General features: G+C 59.6%; 24 protein-coding genes. 13 read left to right on the top strand and 11 right to left on the bottom strand.

What is annotated here, in order from left to right; translation table 11 throughout:
- Window positions 1–37: 37 nt before the first annotated feature.
- Window positions 38–796: an SDR family NAD(P)-dependent oxidoreductase gene (locus tag ACZYR5_RS29170; RefSeq protein ID WP_489092776.1), complete on the top strand. Its 759-nt coding sequence runs from the start codon at window positions 38–40 to the stop codon at window positions 794–796.
- 87 nt (window positions 797–883) lie between these two features.
- Here ACZYR5_RS29170 and ACZYR5_RS29165 read toward each other — a convergent pair whose 3' ends face one another.
- Window positions 884–1,639: an SDR family NAD(P)-dependent oxidoreductase gene (locus ACZYR5_RS29165; protein WP_489092777.1), complete on the bottom strand. Its 756-nt coding sequence runs from the start codon at window positions 1,637–1,639 to the stop codon at window positions 884–886.
- A 104-nt stretch (window positions 1,640–1,743) separates the two neighbouring features.
- Window positions 1,744–2,577 carry a transporter substrate-binding domain-containing protein gene (locus ACZYR5_RS29160; RefSeq protein ID WP_489092778.1) on the bottom strand — a complete coding sequence of 278 codons (834 nt, stop codon included), beginning with the start codon at window positions 2,575–2,577 and terminating at the stop codon, window positions 1,744–1,746.
- A 296-nt stretch (window positions 2,578–2,873) separates the two neighbouring features.
- Here ACZYR5_RS29160 and ACZYR5_RS29155 point away from each other — a divergent pair, with 296 nt between their 5' ends.
- On the top strand, window positions 2,874–4,136 hold the full coding sequence (locus ACZYR5_RS29155) for an NAD(P)/FAD-dependent oxidoreductase (RefSeq protein WP_489092779.1): 1,263 nt from the start codon (window positions 2,874–2,876) through the stop codon (window positions 4,134–4,136).
- 50 nt (window positions 4,137–4,186) lie between these two features.
- Here ACZYR5_RS29155 and ACZYR5_RS29150 read toward each other — a convergent pair whose 3' ends face one another.
- The gene (locus tag ACZYR5_RS29150; RefSeq protein WP_489092780.1) at window positions 4,187–5,113 is read right to left on the bottom strand and encodes a LysR substrate-binding domain-containing protein; all 927 of its coding nucleotides are present in this window, start codon (window positions 5,111–5,113) and stop codon (window positions 4,187–4,189) included.
- Window positions 5,114–5,282: 169 nt separating this feature from the next.
- On the opposite strand from ACZYR5_RS29150, the gene ACZYR5_RS29145 reads away from it, so the two are divergent.
- The 7 genes from ACZYR5_RS29145 to ACZYR5_RS29115 all read left to right on the top strand — a co-directional run bounded on the left by ACZYR5_RS29145 (window position 5,283) and on the right by ACZYR5_RS29115 (window position 11,201).
- Complete coding sequence (locus ACZYR5_RS29145) at window positions 5,283–6,176, top strand: LysR substrate-binding domain-containing protein (protein WP_489092781.1); 894 nt, start codon at window positions 5,283–5,285, stop codon at window positions 6,174–6,176.
- Window positions 6,177–6,268: 92 nt separating this feature from the next.
- Entirely contained in the window at window positions 6,269–6,973 is a 705-nt protein-coding gene (locus tag ACZYR5_RS29140) for an SDR family oxidoreductase (protein WP_489092782.1), read from the top strand.
- 56 nt (window positions 6,974–7,029) lie between these two features.
- Window positions 7,030–7,584, top strand: coding sequence for a pyridoxamine 5'-phosphate oxidase family protein (locus tag ACZYR5_RS29135; RefSeq protein WP_489092783.1), 555 nt, complete (start codon window positions 7,030–7,032; stop codon window positions 7,582–7,584).
- 12 nt (window positions 7,585–7,596) lie between these two features.
- Entirely contained in the window at window positions 7,597–7,986 is a 390-nt protein-coding gene (locus ACZYR5_RS29130; RefSeq protein ID WP_489092784.1) for a Rid family detoxifying hydrolase, read from the top strand.
- Between the two features lie 88 nt (window positions 7,987–8,074).
- Window positions 8,075–9,016, top strand: a complete 942-nt coding sequence (locus tag ACZYR5_RS29125; RefSeq protein ID WP_489092785.1) for a chromate resistance protein ChrB domain-containing protein — start codon at window positions 8,075–8,077, stop codon at window positions 9,014–9,016.
- Window positions 9,009–10,379: a chromate efflux transporter gene (gene chrA / locus ACZYR5_RS29120; protein ID WP_489092786.1), complete on the top strand. Its 1,371-nt coding sequence runs from the start codon at window positions 9,009–9,011 to the stop codon at window positions 10,377–10,379. Before ACZYR5_RS29125 ends, chrA begins: the two co-directional genes overlap by 8 nt.
- A gap of 162 nt (window positions 10,380–10,541) precedes the next feature.
- Entirely contained in the window at window positions 10,542–11,201 is a 660-nt protein-coding gene (locus tag ACZYR5_RS29115; RefSeq protein WP_489092787.1) for a carbonic anhydrase, read from the top strand.
- Window positions 11,202–11,310: 109 nt separating this feature from the next.
- Here the strand turns inward: ACZYR5_RS29115 and ACZYR5_RS29110 are convergent, their stop codons facing one another.
- From ACZYR5_RS29110 to ACZYR5_RS29100, 3 genes are all read right to left on the bottom strand, one after another.
- On the bottom strand, window positions 11,311–12,525 hold the full coding sequence (locus ACZYR5_RS29110; RefSeq protein ID WP_489092788.1) for an aldose 1-epimerase family protein: 1,215 nt from the start codon (window positions 12,523–12,525) through the stop codon (window positions 11,311–11,313).
- A gap of 152 nt (window positions 12,526–12,677) precedes the next feature.
- Window positions 12,678–13,052, bottom strand: a complete 375-nt coding sequence (locus ACZYR5_RS29105; protein ID WP_489092789.1) for a tautomerase family protein — start codon at window positions 13,050–13,052, stop codon at window positions 12,678–12,680.
- Between the two features lie 6 nt (window positions 13,053–13,058).
- Complete coding sequence (locus ACZYR5_RS29100; protein ID WP_489092790.1) at window positions 13,059–13,394, bottom strand: carboxymuconolactone decarboxylase family protein; 336 nt, start codon at window positions 13,392–13,394, stop codon at window positions 13,059–13,061.
- A 107-nt stretch (window positions 13,395–13,501) separates the two neighbouring features.
- On the opposite strand from ACZYR5_RS29100, the gene ACZYR5_RS29095 reads away from it, so the two are divergent.
- Window positions 13,502–14,389 carry a LysR substrate-binding domain-containing protein gene (locus ACZYR5_RS29095; protein WP_489092791.1) on the top strand — a complete coding sequence of 296 codons (888 nt, stop codon included), beginning with the start codon at window positions 13,502–13,504 and terminating at the stop codon, window positions 14,387–14,389.
- Between the two features lie 8 nt (window positions 14,390–14,397).
- On the opposite strand, the gene ACZYR5_RS29090 is transcribed toward ACZYR5_RS29095, so the two are convergent.
- The 3 genes from ACZYR5_RS29090 to ACZYR5_RS29080 all read right to left on the bottom strand — a co-directional run bounded on the left by ACZYR5_RS29090 (window position 14,398) and on the right by ACZYR5_RS29080 (window position 16,357).
- A complete protein-coding gene (locus ACZYR5_RS29090) occupies window positions 14,398–14,778 on the bottom strand; it encodes a DUF6632 domain-containing protein (RefSeq protein ID WP_489092792.1) in 381 nt (126 codons plus the stop codon).
- A gap of 90 nt (window positions 14,779–14,868) precedes the next feature.
- Window positions 14,869–15,111, bottom strand: a complete 243-nt coding sequence (locus ACZYR5_RS29085; protein ID WP_489092793.1) for a hypothetical protein — start codon at window positions 15,109–15,111, stop codon at window positions 14,869–14,871.
- 337 nt (window positions 15,112–15,448) lie between these two features.
- Window positions 15,449–16,357 (bottom strand): LysR substrate-binding domain-containing protein, encoded by a 909-nt coding sequence (locus ACZYR5_RS29080; protein ID WP_489092794.1) that lies wholly within the window; start codon window positions 16,355–16,357, stop codon window positions 15,449–15,451.
- Between the two features lie 126 nt (window positions 16,358–16,483).
- Between ACZYR5_RS29080 and ACZYR5_RS29075 the strand changes: the two genes are divergently transcribed.
- Entirely contained in the window at window positions 16,484–16,942 is a 459-nt protein-coding gene (locus ACZYR5_RS29075; protein WP_489092795.1) for a DUF6196 family protein, read from the top strand.
- Between the two features lie 142 nt (window positions 16,943–17,084).
- Here the strand turns inward: ACZYR5_RS29075 and ACZYR5_RS29070 are convergent, their stop codons facing one another.
- Window positions 17,085–17,984: a DMT family transporter gene (locus tag ACZYR5_RS29070; RefSeq protein WP_489092796.1), complete on the bottom strand. Its 900-nt coding sequence runs from the start codon at window positions 17,982–17,984 to the stop codon at window positions 17,085–17,087.
- A gap of 67 nt (window positions 17,985–18,051) precedes the next feature.
- Complete coding sequence (locus ACZYR5_RS29065; protein WP_489092797.1) at window positions 18,052–19,119, bottom strand: SDR family oxidoreductase; 1,068 nt, start codon at window positions 19,117–19,119, stop codon at window positions 18,052–18,054.
- A 74-nt stretch (window positions 19,120–19,193) separates the two neighbouring features.
- On the opposite strand from ACZYR5_RS29065, the gene ACZYR5_RS29060 reads away from it, so the two are divergent.
- Window positions 19,194–19,583 carry a MerR family transcriptional regulator gene (locus ACZYR5_RS29060; protein ID WP_489092798.1) on the top strand — a complete coding sequence of 130 codons (390 nt, stop codon included), beginning with the start codon at window positions 19,194–19,196 and terminating at the stop codon, window positions 19,581–19,583.
- 233 nt (window positions 19,584–19,816) lie between these two features.
- Window positions 19,817–20,557, top strand: coding sequence for a COG4705 family protein (locus ACZYR5_RS29055; protein WP_489092805.1), 741 nt, complete (start codon window positions 19,817–19,819; stop codon window positions 20,555–20,557).
- Window positions 20,558–20,656: the final 99 nt, after the last annotated feature.

Below are 20,656 nucleotides of genomic sequence, written 5' to 3'. Positions count from 1 at the left end.
CGGGCGCTGTTTTTCCAACGAATCGATGGAGGTGCGAATGGCTCAACCACTGCAAGGACAAACGGTCCTGGTCACGGGCGCAACGGGCGGCATTGGTGCGGCCATCGTCGCGCAACTGGCGGGCGAGGGCGCGCGGGTCATCATTCATTACGGACGTGACAGGCTCGCCGCCGAACGCCTGCTGGAGCGGATTGGCGGCAATGGGTTTGTCGTGCAGGGTGACTTGTCGACGCCGCTGGGCGCCTTTGACTTATGGCAGGCGTCCATCGCCGCCGCCGGGCGCATTCACGCGCTCGTCAACAACGCCGGTATTCGCACGGAAGTTTCCATTGAGGCCGCGCCGCAGGACTGGTCCGCGGCCTGGCAAAAGGAGTTCCAGGTCAACTTCTTCGCGGCGGCCGATCTGTGCAAGGAAGCGATCCGCCATTTCAAGCAGTTCGACGGCGGTCGCATCGTCAATATGGCCAGCCGGGCCGGCCAGCGTGGGTACGCCGCCGAAGCACTGCCTTACGGCGCTACCAAGGCGGCGCTGGTCAACCTGACCAAGTCCATTGCGCGCTCATTTGGCCCTGATGGCGTGGTGGCAGTCGCCATTGCCCCGGGTTGGGTGCGTACGGACATGGCCGAGCAGTTCATTGCTACCTACGGCAAGCAAGCCGCGGTGGCGGACATTCCGATCGGTGAAATAGCCGAGCCGGCAGAGATCGCCGAATTGGTGGCATTCGTGCTGCGCAAGTCCCAGGCTTCGCTCAATGGCGCCACGCTGGACGTCAACGGCGGCAGCTACATCCGCTGAACCCCGGGGCGATTCCTTTGCGGCGCTCGCCCCGCGTGCCATCTGTCAGACAAGGGAGCGTTTGCCGCTCCCTTGTTTCATGTCCGGCTACGCAACCGCTTGTGCACCGGTGATTTCCACCAGAGAGCCACAGATGAATGCGGCCTCTTCACTGGCCAGGAAGGCAACCAGTGCCGCCACTTCTTCCGGTTTGCCGATACGACCGAACGGCACCATCTTGTCCAGGTCGGCGATGGTTCGCCCTGAACGGAGTACCCCTGCTTCGAGCATCGGGGTGTGGATTTCGCCGGGGCAAACGCCATTGACCCGGATATTGTGCGGCGCATAGTCACGCGCCAGGTTCTGGGTAAAAGAGGCCACTGCGGCCTTGGTGACGTTATAGGCGATGTGACCTGGAGCGGGATGCAGGCCCCACTGGGAGGCCGTGTTGACGATAGCGCCTGAACCCGACTCGATCATGATCGGCAACACTGCGCGGCACAGGTAAAACATCGAGTCCAGGTTGACCGCAAAGCTTGTATGCCAATCCTCTTCGCTCAGTGCAAGCAGGTCGCCACGCCGATTGATCCCTGCATTGTTGATCAGCACGTCGATACGCCCGAACTGAGTGACCACCTGTTTGATCAATTGGCGGCACGCCGCCGGGTTGGCGATATCGGATGCCAGAGCCTGTGCAGTGCCGCCGGCGTCGTGGATCTGTTGCACCACCGTTGCGGCGGCTTGCAGGTTGACATCGGTGACCACCACCGTCGCCCCCTCGGCCGCCAGTCTCGCGGCGATCGCTGAGCCGATGCCACCTGCACCACCGGTGACAATCGCGACTTTGTTTTCAAACCTTCTCATGGACACTTCCTTCCAGGCAGCCCTGGCCGCCGCATTCGGGGTTGAGGAATGAACATGCCGCTTGCCCAGGCGCAGCAAGCGGCACTGAAAGATCTAACGATGAATTATTTGCCGGCGTTGACCTGCAATGACGCCTTGTCCACCAACTGTTGAATCTCGCCGGTGTCACGGCGCTGCCTGATGTAGATGTTCAGCACTTCCATGTCCGCCGGTGCGATGTCGCGACGAACCCCGAACGCCACACCCTGCTTGGCCAGGGCCGGTTTTGGAAGAATTTCCCGTGCCCAGCCAGGGTTGGCCAGGGCGAAAAGGTGGTTGGTATCGCTGGCGTCGACCAGAACGTCGGCACGCTTGGACATGACGGCCAATCGTGTTTCATCCATGCCCGGCAGACGCATGATTTTGGCATTGCGCAGGACCGAAGTGATGGCCTTGTCCTGTGCTGTGCCGGACATCACGGCGAAGGTCAGGTCGGCTTTGTCGAGCGCGGCAATTTCGTCGGTGGCGTTGGCGACCTTGGGGTTTTCCTTGTTCACCAGCAGTGACACCTGATAGTCCGTGGCAGGGGCGCTGAAGCCCACCGCCAGAGCGCGCTCCGGCGTCTGGTTCAAGGCCATCGCCAGGTCCCATTTGCCGCTCTGCAGGCCCGCCACCAGGTTATCCCAGCTGGTGTCGACGAACTGGACTTTGACTTTCAACACCTTCTCGCCGAAGTCCTTGCACAGGTCGACGAAGTAGCCGCTGTAGTCGCCCGAGGCGGCGTCACGCATCACATAAGGCGCTGCCACTGCAGCACCGCAGCGCAACACGCCAGCCTTCTGAATGTCTTGCCAGACCGACGGCTCGGCGGCCTGGACGGCCGACTGTCCGAGCAGGGCGCCACAGAGGCTGGCGCCGACAATCAATTTTTTAACGGAAGCTGAGAATAACCGGACCATTTTTGACCTCACTGTTGATGATTGTTATAGGCAGAAAGGTAAAACGTATTTACCACACATCTGTGTGTGCATGGTTGTGTGCAGGTTATGGGTTGGTCTTGATACTGTCAATACGCCGCCGATTGCTGGTGCTGCCTGTACTTGTAAGTTGGGTCAGGCGCCGCTTCGGCAGGCCGACCAGCAGGCTTCCCCAGCCTGTAGTTTTTCTGCAGGCTGACCCGAATATTTGTGGTTAGTACACGGCAGTGAGATCTGGCCTCATAAACAACGAAGTCACTCACCAGCCGAGAAAAAACATGTCCGACCACAAGGCTCCCACTTCAAAGGATTCGTCCTGGCAGATGGATCTCCCGCAATTTGATGCAACCCCAAAACACGCGGCCTATGACGTCGTCATTATCGGCGGGGCAACGATGGGGGCATGCACTGCATGGTTTCTCGCGTCGAACCCCGACTTCACAGGCAAGGTCCTGGTTGTCGAGCCCGATCCTTCGTTCGCCAAGGCTCAGACCGGTGCTTCGAACAATTGCATGCGTCAGCAGTTTGCCAATCCGATCAACGTCAGGATTGGTCAGTTTGCGGCTGAGTTTGCGAAAGCTTTCCGCGAGAACCTGGGAGGCGATTGCGTAGTACCAGAACTGCCGATCCGCAATTTCGGCTACTTGTACCTTTCCGACAGTTCGGCGCTCACATCGGTACTGGAGCGGGATCAGCAGGTACAGGCGGAACAGGGTGCCGGCACCCGTATGGTCAGCCGTCAGGAAATTGCCGCGCAATATCCGTTCTTGCGGCTTGATGACATTGAAGCGGGCAGCCTGAATACCCAGGACGAGGGCTATTACAACGCGCCTTTGATGATCGAGTGGCTGATCAAAAAATCCATTGAGCGCGGTGTGGATTACGTTCGCAACAAGGTTGTCTCCATCGGCCGCGAAAACGACAAGGTCACCACTGTCACCCTGGAAACCGGCGAGGTTATCCAAGCGGGCCATATCGTCAATGCTGCGGGAACCCGTGCGGGTGAGATCGCGGCCATGGCCGATCTCAAACTGGATATTCAGCCCAAACGTCGTTACACCTTCATCTTCCGAGCGAAGCAGCCGCTTGACCGTGACTTGCCGCTGACCATCGACCCTACCGGGGTGCATTTCCGTCAGTTCGGTGACGACTATCTGGTTGGCTGCCCACCGATGGGAGAGGACGAGACGGTCGATTGCGATGACTTCACCGCCGAAGAGGGGATCTGGGAGAAGAAGGTCCACCCCATTCTGTCAAACCGTATCCCGCAGTTCCGTGATGTGGAAATCATTGATTTCTGGATCGGGCACTACGACTTCAACACCTTCGATTACAACGTTGTGATCGGTCCCCATGACGTGGTGTCGAACTTCCACTTCAGTAATGGTTCTTCGGGTCATGGCTCCCAACAGGGCCCTGCTGTCGGGCGCGGTATTGCAGAGCAGATCATCTACGGTGAGTTTCGCTCGCTGGATCTCTCACCGTTCCTGTACGCACGCTTTGCCAAGGGTGAGCGCGTGATCGAGCGGGCCGTGATCTGACGATGTGCAGATGGCGCTGTACCTCACCGTCAGCGCCGTTCTGCCGAGTGCTACAGCCGAGTGGAAGGACAATCGACTGCGTTCAACAACCACATGACCACGGTTCCAATCACTGAATTCGGCGTGATCGGTTCAGCCGTCAGTACGTGGAAAGCAGCCTCTGTCTCCAGCGGAAACTGATCCCCAAATGCCCTCACGAGGGCACCCGTTTTCAGTGAGCGAGCGACCAGAGGCTCCGCGATCAGCGCAATCCCCACGCCTTGTTCGGCGGCATCCAGCACCAGGCTTGTCTGCGAGAAGGACGGTCCCGAAAACCGGGTGCCAGGCAATCCATAGACATCGAACCACCGCGGCCAATTGTTATGAGTGTCCGAGATCAGCGGTACATGCAGCACATCCTGTGGCTGCTGCCAGCTGCCGTATCCGCTCAAGGTTGGTGAGCACACGGCGATCGCCCGACCGGGAAGAAGGAAGCTCGCCGCTGCGTCGGGGAAGGGCGGAACACCCCAGCGAATGGCCATGTCGACGTTGCCCCGGCCTCGCAGCGGCCGCGTGACATCCGACGCATCAATCATGACGGAAATCTGCGGGTGATCTTCAGCCAGTCGAGCCAGACGCGGCACTAACCAGCGGCTGGCGAGTGCCGCCGTGGTGCTGAGTGTCAAACGACAAGGGTCGTCTTCGCTTTCGCTTTGTAGCAGGGCCCGGGTGGCCTCTTCGATGATGCCCATGGCCAGTCGAACACGACTCACATACGCCTGCGCAGCCGGTGTCGGAGCCAAACCTCGGGGCAAACGGACGAACAACTTGATGCCCAGTTTGTCCTCCATGGCACGTACCTGCTGAGCGATCGCCCCTTGCGTCACGAAGAGCTCTTCGGCGGCGGCTCGAAAACTGCCAAGTCTGGCGGTGGCTTCGAATGCAACCAGCTGATTGTGAACCACCTGCGTCATGCGGTGCGCGTCTGGGATTTTCATGGCAGGCCCCTTGAATAGGAAGTGGGTTTTCTACTGGCTCGGGTTTCTTTTAAAGGTTTTAGGGGCTAGCCTCGGCGCAGTGATCTTTCGTATATCGCCAGAGTAACTGCGTTGCACCGGGATAAGAGAGGCACCCTGACTTTCACCACGAGATAGAATTTCCACTGCCATGCCTGAAGGTTTTCCAGGGTTACCCTCGCTCAACGCACTTCGCATATTCGAAGTGGTTGCCCGTCATTTGAATTTCCGTCTCGCCGCTGAAGAACTGGGCGTGACTCAGGCTGCCGTCGCTCAGCAGATCCGAGGGCTGGAGGCCAGTCTTGACATTCGCCTGTTCGAGCGCTTGCCGCGCGGCCTGGGATTGACCGATGCCGGTCTGGCCTACAGCGGCAGTATTCGCAGTGCACTGGCGATGATCGACGAGGCGACGCGTTTGCTCAGGCCGGAGCCGTCGCACCTGACCGTCAGTGTCACGCCAACCTTTGCCTCGAAATGGCTTATTCCGAAACTGGGTACGTTTGCCGAAAACCATCCGGACATCGACTTACGGGTGTTGGCGACGGACAGGCTCTCGCATTTCCATACCGACGGCGTCGATATCGCCGTTCGCTACGGCCAGCCTGCGTTCGGAGCGGGCCTGAATACCGAGCTGCTGATGGAGCAGCGCATCGTCGCCGTGGCCAGCCCGAGGCTGTTCGAAGGCAAGGGGCTGCCTGCAAGCTTCGAGAAACTTCAGGATTTCCTCATGCTCCACGACGCCCATAACTTCTGGCCGGAGTTCATGGCAGGGCTATTCCCCAACCATGCACAGCCGACTGCCAAGAACATGCGTTTCAATCAGACCTCCCTGGCCATCGAGGCCGCCATCAGCGGACAAGGCATAGCCCTGGCCAGCCATGCCTTCGTCAAGGACGACATCGCCGCGGGACGGTTGGTAAAGGTGTTCGACCAGCAGCTTCTGCTCGACAAAGCGTTTTATCTGGTGTGGCCACGCAAGGCGCGACAGTCACCCGCCTTGCTGGTGGTGAAGGATTGGCTCAAGCAACAGGTATTCGATAGTTAATCTACTGCCAGGGCAAAGCCTTGCTGCCTCCCTCCACATCGAGACTGCTGCTAGGGTTAACGCACTTGAGAAAGCCAACCCTGGAGGCCGTTATGTCAGTAGAAAAAGTAGCAATCATCACCGCCGGTGGCAGCGGCATGGGCGCGGCAGCGGCGCGGCGCCTGGCAGCCGATGGTTTCAAGGTCGGCATCCTGTCCTCGTCGGGCAAGGGTGAAGCACTGGCCAAAGAGCTGGGCGGCATCGGCGTGACCGGTAGCAACCAGTCCATCGATGACCTGCAGCGCCTGGTGGACGCCGTAGTGGAAAAATGGGGGCGTGTTGATGTTCTGGTGAACAGTGCCGGCCATGGCCCTCGCGCACCGATTCTGGAAATCAGCGATGAAGACTGGCACAAGGGCATGGACACCTATCTGCTCAACGTCGTCCGACCCACCCGTCTGGTCGCGCCAATCATGCAGCGCCAGCAAGGTGGCGTGATCATCAATATCTCTACCGCCTGGGTCTTCGAACCCAGCGATCTGTTCCCGACTTCAGCCGTGTTCCGAGCGGGTCTGGCCGTGTTCACCAAGATCTTCGCCGATAACTTCGCCAAGGATAACGTGCGCATCAATAACGTACTTCCTGGTTGGATCGATAGCCTGCCGGCGACCGAGCAACGTCGCGACAGCGTTCCGCTCCAGCGTTATGGCACCAGCGAGGAAGTTGCCGCCACCATCGCGTTTCTCGCAAGTGAAGGGGCTGCCTATATCACCGGACAGAACATCAAGGTTGATGGCGGTGTAACGCGCAGCGTCTGATCTCCGGTCGCCGCAACCCTCGGTTGCGGCCTTTTTGTCATGTGGCGGGTTTTCCCATGCTCGATGTTTTGTTCCAGCGCATCTGGGCGGACCTGGCAATCCCGGTCGGCGCGCAGCGCAATCCTTTTCGTCTGATGCAACTGGCGACCATCGGCCCTCAAGGCTGGCCGAAATGCAGGACGGTGGTTCTGCGTGGCGTCGATCAGAGCGCTTGCGCGTTGTTTTTCTATGCGGATAGGCGCTCGGCACTGTGCGCCCAGTTGCTGGCTGAAGAACGTGTCGCGCTGACTGCGCTAAGCCCTTGCGGGGTCATGCAGGTTCGTCTGGAAGGCAGCGCCAGTCTCGTCGACGATCTCTCGCAGCGTCAGCGCGATTGGCAGCAGGCGCGAGGTAAAACCCAAGCGTTGTTCAGGCATGGCAGCGTTCCGGGGCAGGTGATCGATACCCCTGAACACGGCGATGAACCGGCTGGTGATGGCTTTGAACACTTTGCAATCATTCGCGTCCAGGCGACAACCGTGGAGTGGCTCGATCTTTCCCGCGCCATCCATCAACGGGCTCGCTTCGTGCGTCGACAGGCGCACTGGCAGCCTACCTGGCTCGCCCCCTGAAGCAGGTATCTCATGAGCAGAATCGCAATTCACAGTGAGCAAGCGCCGACGGCAATCGGCCCCTATTCCCAAGCTGTACGGATGGGGGGTCTGGTGTTCCTCACTGGGCAGATTCCACTGGACCCGGTCAGCATGCAGTTGGTCAAAGGCTTCGAGGCCGAAGTGGTGCAGGTGTTCGAGAATCTGAAGGCCGTTGCCGAAGCCGCAGGCGCAAGCTTTGAGGATGTTGGCAAGCTGACGCTGTATCTCACCGACCTGACAGGGTTCAACATCGTTAACGAGGTCATGGGTCGCTACTTCAGCGCGCCTTATCCCGCGAGAGCCTCGATCGGTGTTGCGTCTCTACCTCTGGGAGCCTCCATAGCGGTGGACGCGATCATGGTCATTCGCTCGGCGAGATGACCCTGGCAGCGACTCGACGAGTACCTGTTGCTTTTAACCAGATCTTATATAATGTAGAGATAGTTACATTTTAAGTTGAATTCTCTACATGATTATTTGGTCGCTACTGATCCTTGGCCTGCCCACCGCTAACGCCACCGAGCGGATGCGCGCCTGGCGAACCCTGAAGGCTGCCGGTGCCGCGGTGCTGCGCGATGGCGTGTATCTGCTGCCGGAACGCAGCGCGGGCCGGGAAACGTTTGAAACCGTGGAGCGGGAAGTGCTGGCCATCAACGGTACGGCGTATCTCCTGTCGCTGACTGAGCGTGAAGAGCGCTTCAGTGAGCTGTTCGACCGCAGCGCTGAGTACGCCAGGCTGATGCAGGAAATTGCCGGCTGCCGGGCAGACTTATCAGTGGAGAATGCGCTGCAAATAGCCCGGCAGGCGCGCAAGCACAGAAAGGCCTTCGGTCAGTTGGCGGCGATTGATTTCTTTCCCGGCGTGCTCAAGGCTCAGGCCGATTCATCCTTGCAACAGCTTGAGACCGCGATCAGTCGTGCATTGTCCGCCGATGAGCCGAGTGCGCACGCCGAAGCCATCAATCGGCTGGAGCGCGGCGACTACCAGGGACGCCGATGGGCCACCCGCAAGCGCCCATGGGTGGATCGGTTGGCCTGTGCCTGGCTGATCCGGCGCTTCATCGATGCCGATCCCCAATTCATCTGGCTGGACAGGCCCGGCGACTGCCCAGGCGATGCGCTCGGCTTCGATTTTGATGGGGCCCGATTCAGCCACGTTGGCCAGCGGGTATCCTTCGAGACCCTGATCGAGAGCTTTGATATTCATCAGCCAGGCCTGGCACGCCTGGCAGGCGTCATCCATTACCTGGATGTGGGTGGCGATCAACCCAGCGAAGCACCGGGTATCGAGCGCGTCCTCGCAGGCTTGAGAGAAAGCATTGGCGATGACGATCAACTGACCAGCGTCGCCGCGGGCATCTTCGATGGCCTGCTCACCGCTTTCGCAACGGAAGAAGTCGAAAATGTTTGATTCCACCTCCGCAACAAGCGGCCAGCCGCCAGCTCAGGCAACCCAGCAGCCGGTCGGCCTCTATCAAGCCTTCCTGTTCTGGCTCAAGTTGGGCTTCATCAGCTTTGGCGGACCGGCCGGGCAGATTTCGATCATGCACCAGGAGCTGGTGGAGCGTCGGCGCTGGATCAGTGAGAAGCGCTTTCTCCACGCACTGAACTACTGCATGTTGCTGCCTGGCCCGGAGGCCCAGCAGCTCGCCACCTACATGGGCTGGCTGATGCACCGCACCTGGGGCGGGGTGATTGCTGGCGCCTTGTTCGTGTTGCCGTCGCTGTTCATCCTGATTGGGTTGTCCTGGATCTACCTCGCCTTTGGCGAGGTGCCGGTGGTGGCCGGGGTGTTCTACGGCATCAAGCCAGCGGTCACGGCCATCGTCGTTCACGCGGCCCATCGCATCGGCTCGCGCGCCCTGAAGAATGGCTGGCTGTGGGGCATGGCAGGGGCTTCGTTCGTGGCCATCTTCGCCCTCAACGTGCCGTTCCCGCTGATCGTGCTGGCGGCCGCCATTATTGGCTATGTGGGCGGGCGCATCGCCCCGGACACATTCGTCATCGGCGGCGGTCATGGCGCCGCGAAAAACAACTATGGCCCGGCCCTGATCGATGACGATACGCCGACACCCGAACATGCCCGTTTCAGTTGGGGGCATCTGCTGCGCCTGTTGCTGGTCGGTGCTGCACTGTGGCTGTTGCCCATGGGACTGCTGACGTTGTCGTTTGGCTGGGATGGCACCCTGACGCAGATGGGCTGGTTCTTCACCAAGGCCGCATTGATGACCTTTGGCGGCGCATACGCGGTGTTGCCCTACGTCTACCAGGGGGCGGTCGGGCACTATGGCTGGCTGACGCCGACCCAGATGATCGATGGTCTGGCCCTGGGGGAAACCACCCCCGGGCCGCTGATCATGGTGGTCGCCTTCGTGGGCTTTATCGGTGGCTATGTGAACCCGATGTTCGGCGCGCAGCACCCATTCCTCGCCGGCGCAGTCGCGGCGAGTCTGGTCACCTGGTTCACCTTCCTGCCGTCGTTCCTGTTCATCCTCATCGGTGGTCCGTTGGTGGAGTCGACCCACAACGAGCTGAAATTCACCGCGCCGCTGACCGCGATCACCGCCGCAGTAGTAGGCGTGATCCTCAACCTCGCGCTGTTCTTCGGTTACCACGTGCTCTGGCCAACGGGCTTGAGCGGGACCTTTGACTGGCCGTCGGCACTGATCGCGGTGGCAGCTGCGCTGGCGTTGTTTCGCTTCAAGCGAGGGGTGATTCAGGTGCTGTTCGCCTGCGCATTGGCCGGCCTGGCCGTTCACCTGGTGCGTGGTTGAACCCGGCGGGGTTTCTCAGTGTCAAGGGTTATGGCGGCGCGAGGTCCATCGTTGATCGAGTAAAGCCAAGGCGCGTGACCTCTGTAATAATGATGGCCATTGCGGCGCGAGGGCCTATCGAGTGCTCGTGCCATCATCGGCAATTTGGCTTTGGAGGACTCCATGCGTGACATTATTGACGGCTTTCTGCGCTTTCAGCGCGAGGTTTTTCCGCAACGCGTCGAGCTTTTTAAGCACCTGGCGACCACACAAAATCCCAAGGCGTTGTTCGTCACCTGCTCGGACAGCCGCGTGGTACCCGAACTCCTGACGCAGCGCGAACCGGGCGAGCTGTTCGTGATCCGCAATGCCGGTAACATCGTGCCGTCCTATGGTCCTGAGCCAGGCGGCGTCTCGGCCACCGTCGAATATGCCGTTGCCGTACTCGGCGTGGAAGACATCGTGATTTGCGGTCACTCGGACTGCGGGGCGATGGGCGCGATTTCACGCTGCACCTGCCTGGACCATATGCCGGCGGTCGCCAACTGGCTGCGCCACTCGGACGCTGCGAAGGCCATTAACGCGGCCCATGAGTTCGACACACCGCGGGCCAAGCTCGACGGCCTGGTGCGCGAAAACGTCATCGCGCAACTGGCGAACCTGCGTACCCATCCCTCGGTGGCGCTGGCGCTGGAGCAGGGTCGGATGAATCTGCACGGCTGGGTCTACGACATCGAGACGGGCAGCATCGATGCGCTGGATGGTGCGACACGCAAGTTCGTGTCACTGGCGGATTCGCCGAGCACCGTTGCTATCTCTGCGCGGCACGGCAAACAGATGTAAGGGCGACAAGCAGGAGAGGGTGGTTGCTCAAGGTCGCGCGCATGCGGGCGGACCTTGAGCAAGTCGATGGGATCAGTTGCGAACAGTTGGCCGCGGATTGCTGCCGATGTCAGCCCTTGCTCAGATCAACCAACGGCGTCTGCCGCACCTCGGTCTCGCGCCCGGCCTGAATCTCGCTCACCTGCTTCAAGGCCTTATCCACCGCCGCCTTGTCCGACAACAAGCTGTAGCTGATGCGGAACTGCTTGTGTTCCTTTGGCCCAATGGTCGGAACCAGGTTCAGTGGCCGCTGATAACGGCGGTTGTAGGAAAAACTGGTTCCCGGCTCCAGCCCCGTGACGTAGCCCTGGCCTTCGGTATCGGTGTTCTTCCACAGGGAGAACACCGGCAGGGTCTGCGTATTGAAACCGACCGAAACGCCCAGGCTGCCGGCCTTGTTGTGCAATACGGTCAAGGTATCGCCCTTGGCGTCGGCATAAGGCACGACGTTGTAGACCGTTTCGTCGTAGTCCTTGGTCGGTGCGCGGTAGGTTTGCCAGTCCGGCAGATCGCCCTTGGCCTTGTCGTTGAACGGCGACACCTGTTTCACCGGCGCGGCGAACCGAGCGCCTTGCTCGAGGAACGGGGTGCTGAAGTTGCTGTGGTACAGCGCCTGGTATTCCTTCGGATAGTCGCCGTTGTTGGTCAGCGTGTCGTTGAGGGCGAACGTCACGCTGCCGGGTTCGGTGACCAGCTCGGTCGCGACCGAGAAGTCGACCTTCTTGAACGCCTGCTCTTTCAGTTCCCCGCGCAGGGTGATGGCGTACGGTGGCTTTTCATCAATGTGCAGGGTGACTGTGTTCGCCGGAATGTTGGCGGCCCGGCCGTGCAGGGTCAGCAGTTCGCCGTTGTCGATGCCGGGGTGGCCGACCCATTCGTAGCCGCAGCGGGTGACCAGTTCATTGAAGCCTTCCAGCCAGCCCAGACCCCCACGGCCATTGAGTTCGATGAAGGCCGGATTGACCACCTCCTTGACCGGCGAATCCCAGCCCATGCGCACCTCGCCGACCGAGGCCTGCAACACGTTCATGCCGCGCGTCGGCACCACCGAGAGTTTCATCGTGCCGTTGTCGATGTCGACAATGCTCACGCCTTCCTGCCGACCGCCGTGCAAGGTGCGCAGGGTCACGCTGAAGGGTTTGTCGGTCTTGATGCCCAGTTGCTGGCTGGTGATCTGCCAGTTCTGTGCGGCTTTGTCGGTGTCGAGCAGCACGTAGTCCCAGGCCATGGCGTGGGAAGCAGCGGACAGCGCGCTGAGGGCAACAACGAGTTTGAGCGGGGTCATGGCGGCAGCCTTTCTTGGAGTTGTGGCGATTTTATAAACTGGGTTAAACGTTTCAGCAAGCGTAAAAATCGTTTTGTGGGAGCGAGCCTGTCGAATCGTCGCACCGTCGCGAAGGCGGCATATCAGGCGACGCCCATGGCGCGCCTCCACCGCTAATTACCCCGGCCGCCCGCAAACGACCACTCATCACTGGCCGTCGTGGTGATGACCACCATCACATCCTCTGCGTTCAGCCCTGTGGCCCGTCCCAGCTTCTCGACCAGGTCGCGGTAGAAGCGCTGTTTCGTCTCAACACTTCGTGGGCGGCCGGCGGTGATCGCGATCAGCACAAAGTCATGGCTACGCGGACCGCCCAAGTAGTGGGAATCAAATATCAGCTCGCCGACCGCATGCTGGTGAATGACCTGAAACCGGTCGGCCTGCGGTACTTCGAAGCTCTCGACCAGGGCCTCGTGCAATCCCTCGGACAATGCCCGCAGATACTCGGCGGACTTCCCCTGGTGCAATGAAATTCGGGCAAAGGGCATCAACCATTACTCCTGACAAGTTGGCTGGCAAGCCTGTAGCTCACTGAGCAAATTCAGCGCTGACGCAGCGGTCGGCCATCCTGAGTAAAACGCCAGATGGGTAATGACTTCCGCCAGATCATCAACGGCCAAACCGTTATCCAGCGCGCGCTTGAAATGGAAGGGCAGTTGCTCCAGTCGGTACATCGCCACCAGGGCGGCCACCGTTGCCAGACTGCGATCCCTAGGCTTGAGTTGCGGCCGGTTCCACATGTCGGCAAACAATACTTCGTCGGTGAGTTCGGCAAATTTCTGCGGGTAACTGCGCGGGCTGTCCGGCCCGTTGACTGTTGATGCACTCATGTTTATTTCCTCGGAGGTCGGCGGCGACGGAGAAAAATTAACAAGTCGCAACCGTTCCGAATATCAGATTTAATGGCGGTCATTATCCTGTTTTAGTGGACTATCCAATGCGCCGTCCCACCTTCGATCTTGAGGTATTGCGGACCTTCGTCACCGGCGTCGAATACAACAGCTTTGCCAAGGCGGCGGATCGGCTCGGTCGGTCGACGTCTGCGGTCAGCGCCCAATTGAAGAAGCTCGAAGAGCAGGTCGGTACGCCGATATTGGCCAAATCCGGGCGCGGGCTGGTCCTGACCCCAATGGGTGAAACACTGCTCAGCCATGCCCGCCGGTTGCTGGAACTGAATGATGGGATCTTCCAGACGCTGCACGAAAATCAGACCGCCGGGACCCTGCGTCTGGGGCTGCAAGAGGACTTCGGCGAGCACTTCCTGAGCGATATCCTGCGCCGCTTCGTGCAGACGTATCCGCGGGTCAATTTTGAAGTCCGGATCGCCCGAAATGCCGAACTGCTGGCTCTGATCGACAGTGCAAGCCTGGACCTGGCGCTGGCCTGGGACACCGGGCACCTGTCGCCTCATGCCACGCGGCTCGGCGAAACCCCGATGCACTGGATTGGAGCCCGCGACAGGCCACTAGCAGCAACTCTGGATGACGCGCCATTACCCTTGATCCTGTTTGAAGCGCCTTGTGTCATGCGCAGCACCGCCACCCAGGCGCTGGATGGCGCAAAAATACCCTGGCGAATTGCCCTGACCAGCCCCAGCGTCGGCGGCCTGTGGGCAGCGGTCGCCGCCGGCTTGGGCCTGACACTGCGCACCCGGATCGGTCTGCCGTCCCATCTCACTGTGGTGTCTGGCTTGCCCGTGCTGCCATGCCTTGGCTATGTGTTGCACAGCAGTGGCGAAGACCTGCCACCCGCTGCCCGGCTATTGGCGGCACTGATCAAGACCAGCCTGCAAGAACAGGCATTTGATTCCTCGATGAGCACCTGAGTGAGGGGTCAATGTTCGGCGGACAGCCGCGGCGTCAAGATCGCCAAAACAACCGCCACGATGAACAGCGCCGGCACGTCACCGACCAAGTGCCCCATCTGCGCTGGCTGGGTGAGCGCCTGGACGGCCATGATCGCTGCGTGTACGGCGCTGGACCATACGGTGAACCAGATCAGGCTCAGATTGGCCAAGGGGTCACGTGCGGCCAGGATCAGAAAAACGCCAAGGGTGGCGTAGAGGCCAATGATCATCATCGGGTAGTCCGAGTGACCGTCGTGCCAGGCCCAGCCGGACGGCCAAAGCAACATGAGCGGGTAAAGCGCAAGACACGCCAGGCCAGCCAGGACCAGCGCGATGCGCAAATACTTGAGGCGATCGACGGCGGTCATGGCGCAATCCTCTGTGGGCCGATGTAGACCAAGAATAGCCGCCAACGACTATTTCCATACCCAGAATCCGTCCTGATTCACCAGATGCTACTAACCCCCCTGAGTATCAATATCGGCGTCTTGAGCCGGCTTATGTTCAGGCTCAGATTTGAAATCGGGACTGTATGGGTTCTCTTTGGCGACCGGGTCCGGCTTTGGATTGTTGGTCGCACCGACCTGGGCCGTTTTCGACGACACTTCAGACCGCTTGGGGTCATGACCCGTTTTGTTATCCGTGCTGTTCGTACCGTCTTGCTGCGACATGTTCCCCGGTGCCTTCTCATCGATATCCATGTTGCTCTCCGATGGTTATTTGAATGTCCGTGCTTGAACATGAGAGGTAGGCAAACGCTGTAAGTGCCCGGCGATGGACGAATGGCGAGAACACAATCCCCCGGCTCGCTGGCGGGGTTTTATTTGTAGTTTCGCCGGGGCGCGACAGGCAGAAAACGACCCAGAGCAGCAGCTGGCGACAGACAGAAATCGGCCAGAAGCGCAGACCCTGCAACGAATGACTGCCAGCTTCATCGGCATCAGGCCAGACGGCGATGGCTCAGGTGCGACCAAATGATCTCGCCTTCACTACTTAGCCTTATTGCTTACACGCTGCGTGCAATCAGCCCATGCTCTGTCAGGCCTGAGGCGAACCCAATGCAACAACCACTTCGTCGATGAAGTGCCTGAGCTTTGCGGAGGGGCGACGATCGAAGGCATAGATCAGATTGACGGGATACGTGGGCCCTTCGAATTCCTCGAAGAGTACGACCAGTTCACCCCGTTGCACGTAGGGTATCAGTACATCCTCGACGCAGAGCGTGATGCCGAAGTCCGATAATGCGGCGTTCACCTTGGCCAGGGTGTTATTGACTTTCAGTCGACTCGCAATGGGGATCGTGAACGTCTGCTGATTTTTAGTGAAACGCCAGAGTTTGTCTGTCATTCGATCGGAGAACAGATAGCCCAGGCAGTCATGGTCCACGAGTTGTTTGGGATGGAGTGGGGTCCCTTTGCGTGACAGATAGGCAGGGGATGCGCAAGCAAACATCCTGAAAGGTCTCAAGCCGCGTTGTACCAATGCTGCACTGTCGGCCAATTGGGGTTTGCCCAGCCGAAACACGACTTCGAATCCCTCTTCTACGATGTTCACGAACCTGTCCGTCAACTCCAACTCGATTTCTGTTTGCGGGTAACGCGTCAGATATTGGGTCAGGAATGGGATGAGTCGATGAGAACCATAATTATAGGGCGCGCTGATGCGAATTTTTCCGCGCGGAGTCGAGTTTGCTGACAGCGCCAGCTCATCGGCCTCCTCAACGTCGCTGAGGATAGCCTTGCAGCGCAAGTAATAGTCCCTGCCCACGGCGGTCAGGCTTTGGCGGCGAGTGGTGCGGGTGATCAGTTTGAGCCCTAACCGAGACTCCAGATTGCCGACCTGTTTGGCAATCAGCTGTGGCGTCACGCCTAACACGGCAGCCGCTTTCGAGAAGGAGTCTGACTCAGCTGCCGCCACGAACGCCGCCATGCTTTTAAGCTTGTCCATATCTACAACCTTTAGTTGTCAATGTAGTGCGATGTTGAGCATTTATCTTAATAGTCACCCTGTCTAGCATGGCTTCGGTCAATCAGATTGAGCACTGGCGCTTCGAGGCGCGGGGAGAAAAATGAAATGGTGAACATATCCAATGAAACAGTGGCCGCTACTGAGCGCCGGTTGTTGCACGTGACCACTCAGGCGCGAGTCAGATTCTTGCCTGGCACCTATGCGTTTCTGGAATTCCCTCTATCGTCGTTTCCTGATGCGGCGCATCCCGACGCACTGGCACTCGTTCGGGACGACAAGGTGTGGAGTCAACTCGTCCCGTACAAAGACGCCGGGCAAGAGCTGTTTGGCGTATTTCGTTTCCACTTCCCTGAAGGTGCCGACAACAGCGGGTTCGTGGGCTGGTTGGCGATGCGGTTGAAGCAACGTTTTGGAACCGGCGTTTTCGTCACCTGCGGCCAAAACCGGGATGAGGGCGGAATCTTTGACTATTGGGGTGTCCCGGCCAGCCTGGCTGCGGACGTCTTCGCAGATATCCAGGCGTTGGTTGATGGCCGAGTGTTGGAGGAGATTCAGGACGACTGATAAAGGATCTGGTCGCGTGGGGCAGATGTCCGCTTCTGGCCGAATCAGCCTGTCACCACAAGCTGAAATCGGCCAATACCCTTCAGTTGTTCAAACCACCTGATAACTCTGGATCGCAACGTCCCTGGCCCCCCAAAACACCTCACTCAGCCGAAGCCACAACCGCCTTCCTGCCCAACCGAATCAATTCGTTGGAGAAACACAGTCCGGCAATGATCAGCGCCGCCCCCGCGTACAAGCTGTCGCGGGGTACTTCGTTGAGCGCGACAAACGCCAGCAGGGCGGCGAACAGGGGTTCGGTGAGCTCCAGCGCCTGCACCTGGGAGGGCTTGAGATACTCGATGGCTTTGGTGGTGCAGAAGAAGCCGAGGATGGTCGGCAGGGTGGCCAGGGCCAGCAGGGCGGCGATTGCCAGCGGCGACAGTTCGCCGATCGCGAAGCCATCGGCCGCCGCCGGCATCAGCAGGTACAGGCTGCCAAAGAACAGCAGTTGGCGGGTGAAATGCAGTCCTCCGGACACGCCCATGCGCTTCATGGCCACCGAAAAGGCCCCATAACCGCAGCCGCCCATGGCCGCGAGCGCAGCCCCTTGCAGGGTAAAGCCTTGCTGCAGGTCGGCGCCGAAGATCACCGCGATCCCGGCGATCGCCAGCGCAGCGCCGACGGTGGCGTTGGCGGTGATGGCGTCCTTGAGGAAGATCCGCCCCAGGATGATCGAGGAGATCGACGCGCTGGCCATCAATATCACCACCACACCGGCGGCCGCGTAGTGGCGGTAGGCGGCGGTCTCGAAATGGAACAGCACAAAGATGCCGAGGAACGCACAGATGGCCGCCTGAGTCCATTTGATCGACGGCCCCGGACGCCTGAGGAAAACCAACAGGACCGACAGCAGCAGGCAGCCCAAAACGGTCTTGATCACAGCCACACTGCTGGCGCTGAAGCCACTGCTCATCAGCACTTTGCTGAGTACACCGATGGTGGCGTTCAGTGCCGCAGCGCAGAGCGCAAAGACCACGCCTTTGCTGAAAGTCGATTGCATGGATAACGATCCTTGTTGTTGAGGGGGTGTTTGGTGGAATGCCGTTCTGGATGTCGTCAATCAGCCGTCAGCGGGTTACGTAGCATGAATTGACGAACCTCGCCGTGTGCTGCACCGACAGAGCTATATCCGGCTTGGCGATGCCATGCCGCCTGGAAAATTGCTCGAGCGCCGTGGTATCAAATCGAGTGGTCTGGATAAAGTCCAGGGCTTCGGGTTTTGAATTGAGGAATCGCGCGATGGGCGCAATGCTCAGGAGCAACTTCAGCACGGGCAGCGGAATGTGGTGCCTGGGAGATTTTACGCCAACCGGTTGCGCCACTTGTACCAGTAGCTCACGCAAATTGGGCGTCTGGTCATCCAGCGCCAGCAACTCCTGGCCGGCCATGGCCGGATCAAACGCACTCACCGCCACCAGCTCGACCAGGTGATCCACAGTCACCAATGGCAGCCAATGCCTGGGGCTGCCGGGCACTGCCGTGAGCTTTCCCTGCACCAGGTTGCGGATCAGGTCCACCAGCGGCTGGCCTTCAAGAATATGCCCGGTGCGGCTGTGACCACAGACCGTGGAAGGGTGGACCACGGTGATCTCGCCGCCCTTGGCGGCCATCAGCTCCAAGGTCGAAAAATGTGCTTCCAGCTTGCTGCCCTCGTACCCACCGACGCGCCGGTACACGGCAGACCAGTCGGTGCGCTGCGGATGATCAGGATCGATGCCGATGCGTTGCAGGTGTTCGTGGTTTTTCAGCATGTAGCCGCCGATCATCACCATCCGGCTGTGTTGCTCGGCCGCCAGCAGCGCCACGCGCTTTGCCCCTTCAACATTCACCGCGCGCGACTGCTCCGCTGTGAGCCCCCAGGCGAAGTGGGCGCCGAGATGGAACACCACGGCGGCGTGCTTCAGTACTGCTCGGTCAGCCGGACTCAGCCCCAGGTTGTGCTGTTGCAGATCGCCCGCCACGGCAAAAATTCGCGTGCCGCTGCCGCCCAGCTGGTCGACTTGCTCGCGCAGCGCCGCCAGTCGCTCCGGGCGGCGCATCAACACCCGAACGGTGTGACCTTTTGCACTCAGGTTCGCCAGCAAATGTTGACCGATGAAGCCGGTCCCCCCGGTGACAAAGCACTCCACGCTCATTTTCCAGCTCCTGTTTAAGGTTAGAAATCAAGCGTAAACTATCGACCCAACTCTACAGTCAAGCGGTGTTTTTCATGAAAATCGGTGAACTCGAGGCCCGCAGCGGCGCCAGCCGTCACACGTTGCGTTACTACGAACAAATCGGCCTGATCTCACCGCTGCGGCAAACCAACAACTACCGTCGTTACACCGAGCAAACCCTGCAGGATCTGGTGTTTATCCAGCGTGCGCAAAGCATGGGTTTTTCCCTGGGGGAAATCGGCGAGATCCTGCAGGCCCAGCGCAATCAGCTGATCGATTGTGCTGAAGGCGCCAAGTTGATTGAAAAGAAGATGGCGGAAATCAAAGAGAAAATTGCCAACTTCCAAAGCATCTATCGGTATCTGGACCAGGAGCGCTTGAACCTTGAAGCCAGCGCCGCCCGGCAACTTGAGCTGCAGCGGTTGAACAGCGCTGGCAACTGAACGGTCAGCTGCTGGAAACCTGCGCTGTGACCTGTCTGCGCTTTCAAACAACCCTGGCGATCCCATCCCTCAGTTTCGGCTAAGTATTGGCTTGTATCGTTGCGTTCGCGCAAGTCGGCGTTGCTTGCAAGAGCGCCTGATACAGAGCGTGCAGGGACCTTCGTTGTGCAACCTGGTCCGTCTATACCCTTACTTGATCTGGAATGCCTCATCTCATGAGTACCCCTGTCAGTCTGAACAAGCTACCGGAAATAACCCTGGCTTTCTGGGTGATGAAAATCTGTGCCACGACGCTTGGCGAAACAGCCGGTGATCTGCTGTCCATGACCCTGAATGTGGGCTATGCCATGAGTTCGCTGATCCTGATCAGCGCGTTTCTGGTGACCCTGGGCTTGCAGCTGTTTTCCAAGCGTCACAACCCGGTGCTGTACTGGATCGTGATCCTCTCCACCAGCACTGCGGGCACGACCATGTCGGACTTTATGGACCGCACCCTGGGCCTGGGTTATGCCTCGGGCTCGCTGATTTTGATCAGCCTGTTGATCACGATTTTTGCCGTCTGGCGCCTGAGCGAAAAAAGCCTGTCAGTGGACAGCACCCATACCACCAGGGGCGAGCTGTTCTACTGGACCGCCATTCTGATCTCCAACACCCTGGGCACTGCCCTGGGCGACTATTTGGCGGATGACTCCGGCCTCGGCTTTGCCGGTGGCGCACTGCTGATTGGTTCGGCGATTGCCGTCGTGGTGCTGGCCAGGTTTTACACACGTATTTCCGGCGTGCTGTTGTTCTGGTTGGCGTTTGTCCTCACCCGACCGTTCGGTGCAACCCTCGGCGACTTCCTGACCAAGCCCCATGAAAAGGGCGGCCTGGACTTTGGCACCATAGGTTCCTCGTTGGTGCTTGCCGCGGTCCTGGTCGTCCTGGTGGGTTTTGCCGCCAAGGCCCGTCGCGTGGAGGAAGTCTACGGTTAACGCCGGGCATGCATGACCCTGTAGGAGCGAGCTAGCTCCGGGCGGCGTTCCGACGAAAAACTTCAAGGCGCCGCATTCATTCAGAATGCCCGCATTATC

It is taken from the genome of Pseudomonas sp. F007, assembly GCF_057814275.1.
Note: the sequence above shows the minus strand (reverse complement) of the source record. Positions and strands in the feature narration are given on the sequence as shown.